The organism is Pseudomonas sp. MM213 (assembly GCF_020423045.1).
GTDB classification, from domain to species: domain Bacteria; phylum Pseudomonadota; class Gammaproteobacteria; order Pseudomonadales; family Pseudomonadaceae; genus Aquipseudomonas; species Aquipseudomonas migulae.
Genome location: NZ_CP081943.1, coordinates 1,896,670 through 1,910,754, shown reverse-complemented (window position 1 = coordinate 1,910,754; position 14,085 = coordinate 1,896,670). Strand labels below are relative to the sequence as shown.

Sequence of the window (14,085 nt, the reverse complement as noted above, 5' to 3'; positions counted from 1 at the left end):
ATAATCAGCTTACTGAAAATTAGCCACGTAGCATATTAAATTTCGCAAAGCCTTTTTCGAGATCGTCGATCAGGTCAGATGGGTCTTCAAGACCAATATGAAGCCGCACAAGGTGCCCATCAACCTCCCATGAGGTCGCGCTTCTAACGGGTTTGGGATCTGCGATCATCGCCAAGCTTTCAAAACCGCCCCAAGAGTAGCCAATTGAAAACAGCGATAAGTTATCCAAGAGTGCGTCTGCTGCTGCTTGTGTGGAAGGTTTGGTCACGAAGGACAGTAAACCCGATGCTCCTTTAAAATCCCTTTTCCATAAGTGGTGCTGAGGGTGAGACTCTAATGCAGGATAATAAACTGCCTCAACTTCCTCGCGTGTTTCCAGCCACTTAGCCACCATCGTCGCGTTTTTATAATGACGTTCAAGTCGAACATCTAGCGTCCTCATTCCCCGAAGTGCCAGCGTCACGTCATCAGGGCTGGCAAACAAGCCCATGTTGAAATGGAATCGTTTAAGGCTGTCCCACGCACGCTTTGAAGCCGAAACAGTACCAAGAACAGCATCGGAGTGACCGACGATATATTTCGTCGCGGCCATGATGGAAAGATCCACACCAAGTTCGAGTGACGGAAAGTAAAGCGGTGTACCCCATGTATTGTCTGCAATAACCAGGATGTCATGCTCATGGGCAACCTTGGCTATCGCCGGGATGTCTTGTATTTCCAGAGTCAAGGAGCCAGGAGATTCGGTATAGATGGCCTTAGTGTTTGGCTTGAGGAAATCTACGATGCCGGCACCTATTGTCGGGTCGTAGAACGAGACCTCGATTCCCAGGCGGTGACCCACCTGCTCACAGAATGCCCTTATCGGCGAATACACGTTGTCGGCAATCAGGAGGTGATCCCCAGCTCCCACCACGGACAGTATGGCAGTCGTACATGCGGAGAGACCTGAAGGGCAAAGGACCGTGCCTTCCGCTCCCTCCAACTGCTGGAGGGCTTGAGTCAATGCCTCCGTCGAAGGGTTGTTCCACCGGCCATACGTATATTTTTGGCGTCCTTCGCGCATCGATTCACACGTAGGGAAAGCTACGGTAGAACCCCGGTAAACAGGTGTATTCACGAAGCCATGATGCTGCTCAGGCTCGATAGAAGCGTGGGCAAGTAGGGTTTGTACGGTTTTGTATTTTTTCATACCGGCTTCCAATTCTTGCGTTGGTGAGGTTGGGTTGCGCGCTATCTGCCGCAGATTCAAGATTAAAATGCTATTCATCTTAGATGTCTACCATAAGGTTGGCATGTAAATAAAATACGTTTAAAAACAAAGATTTAAAAATACTTAAAAATAGAATTTGCATGGCTACCATGTGAATGGTAGGTTTTTTGTGTCTCGGAATTTCGCTACCTGGTCGACCGAATAGCGATGATCTGAGCGTGCAATGGTATTGAGCGGGAGAGGTTTAGTGTCTTTTACGGCGCTGTGAGCTCAAGGCTTCTCTCGCACTTCCCGTTTGGAATGGGAAGAAGAAGTTAAGTTTGCAAGGGATAAGAAAAAAAACTGCAAATTAATCGCTTGGGTGAAACATGAAAAAACAAAAAAAAATACAACCCCTCTCAGCAGTTCAATGCAGCAGCGAACTAAACGATAGGTCGAACTGGCTTGATTCCCATGAAAGCGGATATTCAAAGCATTTAAAGAAGCGTCATGTGCAAATGATGGCGCTAGGTGGAGCCATCGGTACTGGATTGTTCTTGGGCGCTGGGGCTAGACTGCAAATTGCGGGGCCTGCACTTGCGTTAGTTTATTTGGTTTGTGGAGTATTTGCTTTTTTCATTTTGAGGGCGCTGGGTGAGCTTGTGATGCACCGTCCAAGCAGTGGGAGTTTTGTATCCTATACAAGGGAGTTTATGGGGGAGCGTGCTTCTTTCGTTGCGGGTTGGATGTATTTCGTAGTTTGGGCATTAACAGGTGTTGTTGATATAACAGCCATTGCTATTTACATGAAATACTGGAGTGTGTTTTCGGATGTTCCGCAGTGGGTATTCGCTCTAAGCGCTTTGGGTGTAGTGACATTGATGAATATGGTCGGTGTCAAATGGTTTGGCGAAATGGAATTCTGGTTCGCCGTGATAAAAGTCGCGGCAATCAGTATTTTTTTGGTGATCGGGTCGTTCTTTTTTGCTACTGGCCATGAGGTGGCAGGACATATTCCTGGCCTGCATTTGATCGCGGATAACGGGGGTATATTTCCTCATGGGCTTCTGCCAGCAATCATCATCGTGCAAGGCGTAATCTTTGCTTATGCGAGCATAGAGTTGGTGGGAACCGCTGCCGGTGAGACGGCGGATGCTAGAAGTGTTATCCCAAAAGCAATCAATGGTGTGATCTGGAGAATAAGTCTGTTTTACGTGGGTTCAGTATTCTTGCTTGTCACTGTACTGCCGTGGACAGCCTATAGCGCCAACGTTAGTCCTTTTGTAACTTTCTTTGAGGCGCTTGGTATTCCTGGAATTGGCTCCATTATGAACATCGTTGTAATGACGGCGGCGCTCTCAAGTCTCAATTCTGGTTTGTATGCCACTGGGCGCGTGTTGAGATCGCTAGCCATGGGTGGGTCAGCGCCAAAACTATTTAAGCGTATGAGCACCCAAGGGGTACCCTATATGGGGATCTTGGTTACCATGGGGATTAACGTTTTTGGTGTGCTTTTGAACTTCTTGATTCCATCTCAGCTATTCGAACTGTTGTTGAACCTGGTAACGTTGGGGATTCTCTCTACGTGGGCCTTTATCGTCTTATCTCAAATAAATTACCGTCGCGCCGTAAAAAGAGGGGAGGTCGCGATGGTCTCATTTAGGATGCCTGGCGCGCCGTTCACCTCTTGGTTAACTCTTGGTTTTTTGCTCTTGGTATTGGTTCTCTTGGGCTTCGATTATCCCAACGGAACTTACACTGTTCTTTCTATACCGTTAGTCGCGGGAGCACTGATGCTGGGATGGTCGAAGACCGTCCGCTCCAAAGCAACGGGCTCGGAAGAGATTGAGGGCACTTCCAACCATGTAGGAGTCTAGCTTAATAGCGATGAGGGCACGTTTCACGACGTTCTCTCATCGCTTTGAGTTGAACTATAGTGCTAAGACAGTTAATATGCATGTATCAAAAATTCTAGGTAGGCTTTATGAGTACGCGTTCCGACCTTTTAACCACCGCCGAGATGTTGCTGCGCACCAAAGGCTACGCTGCATTTAGCTATGCAGATTTGGCTGACGAAATTGGTATAAAAAAGGCGAGTATTCATCACCACTTTCCTACAAAGGAAGGGCTCGGAATTGCCGTTATTGAGAGTTATCTTTTTAGGTTTGCCAAGAATTTGGAGTTAATAAACGAAGAAAGCTCCGATACAATCGTTCGATTGAAAGAGTTTTCAGCGCTGTTTGTCGATAGCTCAAAAAATGGAATGCTACCTCTTTGCGGTGCGCTTGCTGCTGAACTTTCTGCTCTACCTGACAGCCTTAAAGAGTTGACCAAAAAATTCTTCGAAATACATATTGCCTGGTTGGAAAGTAACCTAGTAATAGGTCAATCCCAGAAGGTGATAAAAGCAGATCTCAATCCTAAAGAGATCTCACGAGCGATTTTGAGCTTGCTTGAAGGTAGCAGTTTTGTTTCCTGGGCGCTCAACGACAAGGTGGTTGATCAGTCTGGGTTTGATTTGATTTTGAAAAATATTATCGTATCGTAACTTACGCTTAGAACATCTTGTTGCCATTTGGCTAGCAGATTTCTCCTCAAGTTATTGTTTCTGCCCATCTTTTTAGGTGGGCCCCATCTCGTTATCCCTCAGATGCGCTAAAGATATTCTCTCCTTAGCGGTATTTCTTCGCCCAAACACAAAATGTTACGTGCGCATGCCTGTTCAGGTGCTGCCTCCGTCTGTCCGCTCGGACAGGCGGTGCTTTGCTATGCGCTACGTTTAATGTGGCTTGAGAGCCGGTTGCTTCATTAGCAGCTTGGGTGGCTCATCAGATTTAACAAAAATCCTATTGCAACCCATCCTACCAGTTGGTAGAGTTATTTCGTCGAACAACAACCCACTCGCAAAAATGCATTCCACAGAGGACTTATCAAATGACGAATAACCTGAATGGTATTGACGTAGCTGCCCTGCAGCAGTTTGCCCAAGGCGTTGCTGAGGATGCTACCAAGCGTCACGCGAGCTTTAACGTCAAGACCCAGTGGAAAGGCCAGACTCGCTCTGTGGCGAAAGTCAGCCGCTACAGCTTGGCCGGTGAGACCTATTCGCGTGATTTCGAAATTGTCGCCGATGAGCCAAATGAGTTGCTGGGCCAGAACACTGCGCCTAACCCTCAAGAACTGCTAATGGCCGCTCTCAACGCTTGCATGTCGGTGGGCTATGCGGCCAACGCCGCCATGATGGGTATCAAGATCCACAGTCTGGAAATTGAGACGGACGGTACCCTCGACCTGCGTGGTTTCTTGGGCCTCGACGAGAGCGTCAACCCAGGCTACGACGAAGTGAGCTTCGTCGTTCGCCTGCACACCGATGCGCCCCGTGAACGCGTGGAAGAGTTGCACAAGAATGTACTCAAGACGTCGGTCAACTATGCCAACTTCTCGAAAGCCATCCGTATGGTGCCGACCCTCGAGGTTCGTGAGGACTGATTTTCGTCGGGTTTGACTCTCTGAACCCTAAGAGCGCCAGCAGACGAATGATCTCTGGCGCTGCAATTTTCGGAAATTTAGTTAACTGGAGCATGAAATGAACGATTTTTTCAAAGGTAAGAAATTGCTTGTTGTAGGTGGTACCAGTGGTATGGGTCTGGAAACTGCCCGCATGGTGCTGAAAGCTGGTGGCAGTGTGGTGTTGACTGGCAGCAAACAAGACAAGGCAGACGCCGTCCGTAGCGAGTTGAGCGCGCTTGGCCCGGTTTCTGTGATAGTCGCAAACCTCATGACTGAAGATGGCATGAATTTCGTTCGCAACGAAATCAACGCCAACCATAGCGATATCAGCCTGATGGTGAACTCCGCTGGCATATTCATTCCCAAAGCCTTCACCGAGCACGACGAAGCTGAGTACGACATGTACCTGTCTCTCAACCGTGCGACGTTCTTCATCACCCAGGCAGTAGTCAAGAACATGCTCGCCGCCAAGCGCGAAGGGTCAATTGTCAACGTCGGCTCCATCGGTGCACAGGCCGCACTGGCAGGTTCGCCGGCCTCTGCCTACTCCATGGCGAAGGCAGGTCTGCACGCCTTGACCCGTAACCTGGCAATTGAATTGGCTCACTCGGGTATCCGCGTCAACGCCGTCTCGCCAGGGATCGTTCACACCTCGATCTATGAAGGTTTCATGGACAAAGAGGCGATCCCAGAAGCGATGAAGTCGCTGAACGATTTTCACCCACTGGGCCGAGTTGGTGTTCCGGAAGATGTGGCCAACACCATCGTGTTCCTGCTGTCGGACAAGACATCCTGGGTGACCGGTGCTATCTGGGACGTGGATGCGGGAATTATGGCCGTTCGTGCCTGATTTCAGCTAACGCTGTCTGATGGAAGTCGCCTAAGTCGACTTCCATTCCATCACCAAGAGTGCTGGGAGGTGCAATGGCTCGAACGTTAATCCAAGGCCATTTGACTGGCCCAGTTGGCATCAGCTTGCCAGCTTTTGGTGTAGGGCGGCTGAACCCTAGCCGCAGGAGTTTTCAATGTCTGTTTCGACAAGAGCAGCGCTGTTAAAAGTCGCGGAAAACCAGATGAGGTCTAAGGGCTACTCAGCATTTAGTTACGCTGATCTAGCCGCGACGATTGGTATTAGAAAAGCCAGCATTCATCATCACTTCCCGACCAAAGAGTGTCTCGGTCAAGAGTTGATCAAAGACTCAATCAATCGCTTCGAAGCGACCATTAGGTCAATTGAAGACACTGATAAGGATCCTTTGATGCGGCTTCGAGCTTTTTCTCGTCTGTTTGTTGTCAGTGCGAATGATGGGCTTCTACCTTTGTGTGGCGCACTGGCGGCAGAAATGGCTGCACTACCTTCATCGCTTCAAGTTCTTACTCGAGTCTTTTTCGAGACGCAACTTGACTGGCTCCAGAGAGCCATCAGTGAGGCTGCTATTCAGAAAGGCTGGTTACTGGCCAAGCCCGCTCAATCCTATGCATTCATGCTGTTGAGCGCATTAGAGGGGGCGAGTCTCATTGATTGGACATTGGGCAGATCAGCAGATCCCTTAGCTGGGTTCGACTGCTTGCTCGAATCGGTGGAGCGATCAGCCGCAATGGCTGCTCGTGAGATCAGACATACCAGTGGGCATCAACAGAGTTGTTAACAGTCGCTTTTAGCCTTCCCGCAATAGCGACGACTTCTTCTATTTCCTTTAAAACTGAGTGATTTATGAGCAGTGTTTCGAAGAAATTCGTAGTAGATATTTGGTCTGATTACGTCTGTCCTTGGTGCTGGGTCGCTAAGCGTCGTTTTGAAAAAGCGCTTGAAAACTTCCCTCACAAGGACAGCGTTCAAGTCAACGTTAGAGCTTACCGTCTAGCCCCGAACCACGTTGCTGAGCCTATGGTAGGAGCCCTCAAGCGTAAATTGGGTAGTCCAGCCGCTGCTGTAACCATGATGAGTACGGTGAAGCAATATGGCCAATCTTCGGGGCTTGATTACCGTTTCGAAACCATGCTGTTTGGTGACACTGCGGATGCGCACGTATTAGTCAAAGCAGTCGAAGATGAAGCAGTGAAGAAAAACCTGGTGGAAGCGCTCTATGAGCAAAGTACCACCCAGGGTAAATCACTGTTCGACCGAGGCAGTTTAGAGTCGATAGCAAAATCTGTAGGGGTATCTGATGAGTCGATTCGACTCGCCTGGTCGTCCATGGAATTGCGCCTTCAGATGCAGGAAGACGAGCACGCAGCCGCCAAATTCGGCTCAGGTGTACCGTTTTTTGTGTTCAATAATGCATTTTCCATGTCGGGTGCTCAGCCTACAGAGGACTTTCTCCAAGCATTGAATCAAATGTATTTGGAAGCAAAGGGCGAGGAGGAGTCGTTCAGCGGTCAAGTCTGCGGTATCGATGGATGTAATTAATGCTGGTGAGACTGTGCGGTACCTGTTGGTGCCGCAATCTCTGATTTTGGAGTGGTGTTATGGATAAGGTACATGTGAGTCATATTGTAGATTTGAGCGCTGAAAAATTCGCTCGATTCGTCGCAAAAGGAAGCAGTGTCGTGCTGTTTTCGGCCTCTTGGTGCAAGCCTTGCCAGGAAATGAAGCCGGTCTTTCACGACTTGGCAGAAAAGCTGCGCTCCCGCGCCGCATTCGGGAAGATTGATGTGGCTGTTTCGCCGACGATTTCCCAAATGTACGGTATCCGGTCAGTGCCATCCTTGGCGATTTTTCACGAAGGGCGGTTACGCTTGGTTCTGGCCGGCTCTCGATCGGTTGCCGCGTTGAAGAAGGCAATCGTTTCTGAGCTAAAGGAGGTCGTCTAGGAAAATGCAGATCAGCTTGTTATGGGCGCGCGACTAGCGAAATAATCACGGTTTTCCGTGCCTCAACTGGAAAAAATTCTACATACACTACCGCTCCGGGCTTTCAGCGCATTCTCCCGCATCGCCCGTGAAACCCGCCCATACCCCTTCAACTGCTTTTAAGCCCTCTTAACGAAAACCCTTCAACATCCAAATCGTCCCAAGAGTTCGTGCAATCGGGGCTTTGTGCAGCCGGCGCCTATCGCAGCGGCCACCGCATGCTTAGTGGCGGTATGAGGCCCGCTATGTCTTGGCGTTGCGTAGAAGGCTGAATGACCGCCGGATGAAAACGAAGAGCGAGGAGGCAAAAGCACTTAACACATTAATACATTCGAATGTGTTAATGTGTATTCTCCGCTCATCATCCTCGAGACATCATGACTGACCTTAGCCTGTTCCAACCTCTTGCCCTAGGCGATCTGAAACTTAAAAACCGGATCGCCCTTCCGCCGCTGACCCGATCCAGAAGTTCTCAACCGGGTAATATCCCCAATGACCTCATGGCCGCCTATTATCGGCAGCGGGCAACTGCAGGCTTCATGGTCACAGAGGGAACCCAGATTGAACCACGCGGGCAGGGCTACGCCTGGACTCCGGGAATTCACAGTGATGCCCAAGTAGAAGGCTGGCGCAAAGTCATCGATGCAGTCCATGCAGAAGGATCGGTTATTTTCTGCCAGCTTTGGCACGTTGGCCGGGTTTCACACACCAGTCTCCAACCCGATAACCGTCCCCCCATTGCGCCATCCGCCATCCGTGCCACAGCAGTGAAAGTCTTTATCGAAACAGGCCCGCAAGCTGGTGTACTTACTGATCCAAGTGAGCCGGTCGAGCTGACGACCGAGGAAGTCAAAGAGCTGGTGGGTCTTTATCACGCGGCCGCATTGAACGCTAAAAAAGCTGGTTTCGACGGCGTCGAACTTCATTGCGCCAACGGCTACCTGGTTAATCAGTTCATTTCCGAGCACACCAACTGCCGAACCGATGAATATGGTGGCTCGCTGGATAACCGCCTCAGGTTCCTTCGTGAAATCTGCGAAGCGGTGATCAGTGTCTTCGGTGGTAACCGGGTAGGGGTGCGGTTCGCTCCGTTGTTCGAGACGACTGAAGAGGAGCGTGTCTACTTAGGCCTTGTGGAGCAAGATCCTCACCATACATATATCGAGGCGGCCAAGATTCTTGAGGAGCTGGGAGTGGGCTACTTGTCGATTGCCGAGGCTGACTGGGAGAATGCCCCTGACTTGCCAGCTTCATTTCGCGAGGCACTGCGCCAGGTATATTCTGCGCCGATCATGTATTCCGGTCGCTATACAGAAGCGAAAGCAAAAGAGGTTCTCGCCAAAGGTTACGGAGACTTGTTCGGATTTGGCCGCACCTTCATCGCAAATCCAGACCTCCCTCATCGCCTCAGGAACGGGCTCGAACTGAATCCGGTTAACGCGGCTACGCTCTATGGCGGAGGAGAGGAAGGTTACATCGACTATCCATTCTGCAACGCTTAAGATAATCCGTTTGTAGCAGGGACACTCTGCGTGCGTAGGAACCAAGCCAAATGCCGGATTTGAATGAGACGCTGAAAATACTCTCCAGTCCAGTACGCAGAAAGGTATTGGCGTGGCTAAAAGACCCTTTTACGGCGTTCCACGACCAGACGCAGATATACGCCTTCGACGTCTATGGCGTTTGTGCCAGTCTCATTCAGGAAAAGGCCGGGCTATCGCAGCCGGCCACTTCGCTTTGCCTGAAGGCTCTCAGTGATCAAGGCCTCGTTGTGGCGACTAAAGTAGGTAAGTGGACGTATTACAAGCGCCAAGACCAGCAACTGTCAGCAACGTTGACTGAGCTCCTTGCCGAATTGGACGTAAAATGCTGAAGGCACGACGCATCCTCAAGTTTTTCCTAAGGCCATCGCTCGAACCTCGGAAGGTGTTTGTCCGTAGCGCGCCTTGAAGGCCCTAGCGAAGTGGGCTTGACTGGTAAAACCTTGGCGGTAGGCAACCTCAGAAATATCCAGTCCCCTAACCTGTTCGCTATTCAGCAAGCGGTAAGCTCGTTGCAGGCGCTTTTCCAAAATGAAGCGATGCGGCTGAGTGTCTTCCAACGCAAACAGCCGTGCAAGATGTCGTGTAGAGACTCCGGTTTGAGCCGCAACTCGCTCGCAGCTCAAAGTCGGATCAGCCAACTGCTCCATAATGCATTGCTTGGCGGCCAATAAATATGAGGCGCTTAGCGCATTGCCCCGGCGCTGGCCGACCTGGCCCGCAATTATGTTGCCCAGCAACTCTAATGCATCGTCTTGATAATTATCTGCGTCCTGGCTAAGTGGCTGCTCGAAAAAGCCTCGGGTGCGCTCAGCGAGTGTGCGCATCAGCAAGCGTTGCGTGCCGGTGTGAGCGCTGATTTTCAGTGCAGTTTCGAAACGGCTCAAGCAATGACTGGCAAAAACTTCCTGGGGAATGTCGAATATGAACTTGCGCATGGAGCCGGAAAACCCAAACAGGTAGGGTTTGTCTGTGCGATACACCATCAGTTCTCCAGGCTCCAGTAAATGGCAGCTGCCGTTCTGAAAGAAAAACGAAGCACTTCCTGTGACAAGAGACACGAAAACGGACGCCTTGGGCACCGCACGAATCATCGAGCCGTCACGTTCAATAACGTGCTCGTTGGCGACGATATGAGCTACCCGCATGCTTTCCAGACTCAGATTGTCCTCGCTAGCGGCGAATCCTGTCTCGCTATAGGACGAGCATTTGAGGCCCACCAAGGTAGATGCGTTGTACTGCTCCCAGAAGGCCAGGCGCTGGTCAAGGGGGACGCAATCGGTAGTCGCCCGTCGGGTGTCGAGCAAGGTGCCTGTCTTCATTTTTATTATTCTCGTTGTTTTTGAAAACGCTCAGGCAAGCAAGGCAAATCACGAGGCTTTCAGAGGCCCAATTAACCTCTGGGCAATAGCCCATGTCAACTGACTCGCCGGGCCAAATCGATTGTTCTGCCAGCCCAAAAAGCCTCCGTCCGATTCAGGCAACAATGATGTCAGTTGTGGTCAAACCGATCTGAATTTCTCGCCTTAAAGTGGTCGCACTCTCCCAACAATCAGAGGCCGACCATGCCCGAATTAGCCAGCACCGAATTTTGGAAAGACCTGCAGCCTATTGCAAATTGCTTAATGCCTGACGCTAAACCTGAGGTCTATCTTCCCAATGCGGCCAGCGATGACTTGCGACTCTACGTGCCTTTCACTGAAACCGTTTCTTCACGACCTTTGTGGATTTCCCCAAGTGAAAACCGCTGGTGCGATATTTTGATGTCCAGTCGCGCTGGTCTGGTCAATAGGCACTATCACCCCCATGAGGTTTTCGCTTATACCCTCTCCGGCAAATGGGGCTACCTGGAGCACGATTGGACGGCGACCGCAGGAGACTTTGTTTATGAAACACCGGGCGAAGGTCACACTTTGGTCGCGTATGACCACGAAGAGCCTATGCGTGTGTTTTTTATTGTCAAAGGGCCACTGATCTGGCTAGACGAGCAGGGCGAGTCCACTGGTTACTTCGATGTGCACTCTTACATTGCCTTGTGCCGTGAGCACTATGAAAAGGTTGGCTTGGGCGCTGACGCTGTGGATCGCCTATTTCGCTAACTCGCTCTTCGGAGAATAACTATGGCTGACAATAATAATAAAGCCGGTTACGAAAACACTTTGCTATGTGTGCTATTTCTGACTTTTGGCTTTGTGTTTTTTGATCGTTTGGCGCTGTCCTTTCTGTTTCCATACATGTCTGCCGAGCTGAATTTGAGCAACAGTCATCTGGGCATGCTGTCTTCTGTATTAGCTCTCGCTTGGGCGCTATCAGGAGCGCTGGTGGGAGCTTGGTCAGACCGCAAAGGGGTGAGGAAGCCACTCTTAATAATTGCAGTGATCTTGTTTTCCTTGTGTTCGGCGCTTTCTGGGCTGGTCACAGGGTTTCTTAGTTTGCTGCTGTTTCGTGGGATCATGGGTTTGGCCGAGGGGCCAATATTGCCGTTGTCCCAGTCGATGATGGTGGAGGCCTCATCATCTCATCGACGCGGTCTCAATATGGGATTGTTGCAGGGGTCGGCGGCTGGCTTGCTTGGTGCGGTGGTCGGGCCTCCAGTATTAATACACCTAGCTGAGGCATATGGGTGGCGACACGCATTCATAGTTTCCTTGCTGCCGGGCCTTTTGATAGCTTGGCTCTTATGGCGATACGTCCGGCGAGATGATCCACGCCCTACGCCAATCATTCGAGATAAAGAACCCGGAAACCGCTTGGCCTTGCTAAAAAGCCGAAACATTGTGCTATGCACCTTGATCAGTTGCGTGTTTCTGACTTGGTTCGTCATCCTTATCTCCTTTACTCCGACTTTCCTAGTGACCGATCGCGGATACACCCCGCCCAGTATGAGCGCGATCATGAGCTGTCTGGGCGCAGCATGGGTGCTCTGGGGATTTGTGGTGCCCGCCATTTCTGACCGAATCGGTCGACGTCCCACTTTGGTGATTTTCTCTCTGATTTCGGCGTGTTGCCCGATGGCGCTGCTGTTTGCTCCGTCACCGCTAATTCTCGGGATACTGATGGTGTTGACCTTTACCGGACTGGGCTGTTTCACACTTTTTATGTCGACCATTCCGGCGGAAACCGTGCCTAGGGAAGTGATGGCCACGGCTCTGGGCATGATCATGGGTGTGGGTGAGCTAATCGGCGGGTTTGTAGCGCCGACCGTAGCCGGTTTCGCCGCAGACCGTTTTGGCTTGTCCATAGTGATGTGGATATCCAGTAGTGGTGCGGTGCTGGCAGCGCTCTTGTCGCTGTTTCTTAAGGAGACTGCTCCCGCCGTACTCCAGCGTCAGCCGTCATCAACTCATGCTATTGAGGGAAGCTAGCTGTGACATTGTTCCTGACATGTTGCACAGCTGCTGCCGAGGAACATGGCAGTAGGCCGCATTAGTAAAGTGTTGATCAGCGCTATCTAGCGTGCGCCTGAACATGATGCAATATCTTCACTGTGAAGCGCTGGAATACGCAAACGAACTATATACAAACTTGGACGGTGGAAGCGGTATTGGCGCTTTTACCTGCCACGTCCTGTCGATAGTGAAGTGTTGACATAGTTACTCATTACAAAAATAAAAAAGAGTATTGACCATGAGCTATCTAATACGTTTTGGCGTTTTTCTGGTAACCGCATTCCTGTTTCCCCAAGCTTGGGCGCAAAACAATGAAGGCCCTCTAGTAGAGCTTGGCGAGAAAATGTCCAATTATGGCATTCAGCCCCATGTGCAATTCTCGAGCTTGTCTATGAAGAATCTCGACACTGGCCCCAGGCACAATAGCTTTGGCAACAGTGGCGACTTATACCTAGGTGCCGATGTTGACCTCGCGACCTTGGCAGGCCTAGATGGCGCGGCGTTTCATTTTGAAGAAACATTGTTCATTCTCGACAATGGCACTGGGCAGCCTACTTCGCATAACTGGCAGGGCGCAGCAGGCACCTACTTTGCTGGCGCCCCTCTTCACAATGACATCGCCGCCAACCAGTTGAGTCTTATGACCTTCGAGCAAAAATGGCTCGATGGACAGCTCGACTTGCATATGGGGCGCACTAATGCCCGACGCTACTTTTACATCTACAATTGCGAAACGGTGGTTACCTGCACTGATCCAATCCTAGACGCCTCCAGCGGTGTGCTGCCACCACCCTTCGGTGCCTGGGGTGGCTATCTGAAGTATCAGGTAAACCCGAGCCTGTATGTACACGCCGGTGCGTTTGAATCCAACCCTGTCGACTACTTGAAAAAGCGTAAAGGTTTGGACTTCAGTACCGACGACGCTAGCGGCACCAGCTTTCTAGTGGGGATAGGTAGTAAACCTAGTGACGACAATACGCAATACGAACTTAATGCTTACTTCAACTCTTCAAAACAGTCGGATCCATTGACCGGTACCAGTGATCATGGCACTGCCGGAGCCTTCTTCAAGTTCCGGCAAACCCTATGGCGCGCTGATGGACAGGGCCTACAAATGTTCGGTTCAGTTTCGGCGGCAGCGGACAGCAAGCAACCCTTCAGTCATTTCGCAGAAGGTGGATTAACCTACCTCGCGCCTTTCGATCGACCGCAAGACAAGCTGAATTTCAAAACCAGCTATATGCGGGTCAATCCTCACCAGTTGGAGTTCCAGCAACGAGAACGTATCACCAACTTTGGCGATCCTCGCTTGGGCGATAAAAATATCTACGCACTGGAAGCTAATGGCCATTTTGCGTTGAGCCATAACCTGGCGGTCGAGCCGAGCATTCAATACCTGATTAACCCTGACAATTACTATAACCCTGGGGCCCGAGAACTGAGCAGCAATGGCTTCGTTGTTGGCCTCCAAGTCATGCTTGATGTGGGCTCAATGCTTGGACTTTGAAATATTTTTTAACTCAATGCTTCTTGCTTATTGCAGCGGTTCTTTCTTGGGATTCAACAGTTGTTTTTTACCATGAAACTAACTCCTTGAGGTTGT

General features: G+C 50.5%; 14 protein-coding genes. 12 read left to right on the top strand and 2 right to left on the bottom strand.

Annotated features, from left to right (window positions below; translation table 11 throughout):
- Positions 1-19 precede the first annotated feature (19 nt).
- Positions 20-1,189: a cystathionine beta-lyase gene (metC, locus tag K5R88_RS08595; protein ID WP_226300248.1), complete on the bottom strand. Its 1,170-nt coding sequence runs from the start codon at positions 1,187-1,189 to the stop codon at positions 20-22.
- Between the two features lie 389 nt (positions 1,190-1,578).
- Here metC and K5R88_RS08590 point away from each other — a divergent pair, with 389 nt between their 5' ends.
- The 9 genes from K5R88_RS08590 (at position 1,579) to K5R88_RS08550 (ending at position 9,425) form a co-directional block, all read left to right on the top strand.
- Positions 1,579-3,066: an amino acid permease gene (locus K5R88_RS08590; protein WP_226299737.1), complete on the top strand. Its 1,488-nt coding sequence runs from the start codon at positions 1,579-1,581 to the stop codon at positions 3,064-3,066.
- Positions 3,067-3,173: 107 nt separating this feature from the next.
- Complete coding sequence (locus tag K5R88_RS08585; RefSeq protein WP_226299736.1) at positions 3,174-3,737, top strand: TetR/AcrR family transcriptional regulator; 564 nt, start codon at positions 3,174-3,176, stop codon at positions 3,735-3,737.
- 386 nt (positions 3,738-4,123) lie between these two features.
- Positions 4,124-4,678: an OsmC family protein gene (locus K5R88_RS08580; protein ID WP_226299735.1), complete on the top strand. Its 555-nt coding sequence runs from the start codon at positions 4,124-4,126 to the stop codon at positions 4,676-4,678.
- Between the two features lie 97 nt (positions 4,679-4,775).
- Complete coding sequence (locus tag K5R88_RS08575) at positions 4,776-5,549, top strand: SDR family NAD(P)-dependent oxidoreductase (protein WP_226299734.1); 774 nt, start codon at positions 4,776-4,778, stop codon at positions 5,547-5,549.
- Between the two features lie 175 nt (positions 5,550-5,724).
- Positions 5,725-6,348, top strand: coding sequence for a TetR/AcrR family transcriptional regulator (locus tag K5R88_RS08570; protein WP_226299733.1), 624 nt, complete (start codon positions 5,725-5,727; stop codon positions 6,346-6,348).
- Positions 6,349-6,413: 65 nt separating this feature from the next.
- Positions 6,414-7,109 carry a DsbA family oxidoreductase gene (locus K5R88_RS08565; RefSeq protein ID WP_226299732.1) on the top strand — a complete coding sequence of 232 codons (696 nt, stop codon included), beginning with the start codon at positions 6,414-6,416 and terminating at the stop codon, positions 7,107-7,109.
- Positions 7,110-7,183: 74 nt separating this feature from the next.
- Positions 7,184-7,513 carry a thioredoxin family protein gene (locus tag K5R88_RS08560; protein ID WP_329959903.1) on the top strand — a complete coding sequence of 110 codons (330 nt, stop codon included), beginning with the start codon at positions 7,184-7,186 and terminating at the stop codon, positions 7,511-7,513.
- Between the two features lie 416 nt (positions 7,514-7,929).
- Positions 7,930-9,054 carry an alkene reductase gene (locus K5R88_RS08555; protein ID WP_226299730.1) on the top strand — a complete coding sequence of 375 codons (1,125 nt, stop codon included), beginning with the start codon at positions 7,930-7,932 and terminating at the stop codon, positions 9,052-9,054.
- A gap of 50 nt (positions 9,055-9,104) precedes the next feature.
- Positions 9,105-9,425 carry an ArsR/SmtB family transcription factor gene (locus K5R88_RS08550; RefSeq protein ID WP_226299729.1) on the top strand — a complete coding sequence of 107 codons (321 nt, stop codon included), beginning with the start codon at positions 9,105-9,107 and terminating at the stop codon, positions 9,423-9,425.
- Positions 9,426-9,440: 15 nt separating this feature from the next.
- Here K5R88_RS08550 and K5R88_RS08545 read toward each other — a convergent pair whose 3' ends face one another.
- The gene (locus K5R88_RS08545; RefSeq protein ID WP_226299728.1) at positions 9,441-10,415 is read right to left on the bottom strand and encodes a helix-turn-helix domain-containing protein; all 975 of its coding nucleotides are present in this window, start codon (positions 10,413-10,415) and stop codon (positions 9,441-9,443) included.
- A gap of 243 nt (positions 10,416-10,658) precedes the next feature.
- Between K5R88_RS08545 and K5R88_RS08540 the strand changes: the two genes are divergently transcribed.
- The 3 genes from K5R88_RS08540 to K5R88_RS08530 all read left to right on the top strand — a co-directional run bounded on the left by K5R88_RS08540 (position 10,659) and on the right by K5R88_RS08530 (position 13,989).
- Complete coding sequence (locus tag K5R88_RS08540; protein WP_226299727.1) at positions 10,659-11,192, top strand: 2,4'-dihydroxyacetophenone dioxygenase family protein; 534 nt, start codon at positions 10,659-10,661, stop codon at positions 11,190-11,192.
- 21 nt (positions 11,193-11,213) lie between these two features.
- On the top strand, positions 11,214-12,458 hold the full coding sequence (locus K5R88_RS08535) for an MFS transporter (RefSeq protein WP_226299726.1): 1,245 nt from the start codon (positions 11,214-11,216) through the stop codon (positions 12,456-12,458).
- A gap of 262 nt (positions 12,459-12,720) precedes the next feature.
- Entirely contained in the window at positions 12,721-13,989 is a 1,269-nt protein-coding gene (locus K5R88_RS08530) for a carbohydrate porin (RefSeq protein WP_226299725.1), read from the top strand.
- The last annotated feature ends 96 nt before the right edge of the window (positions 13,990-14,085 follow it).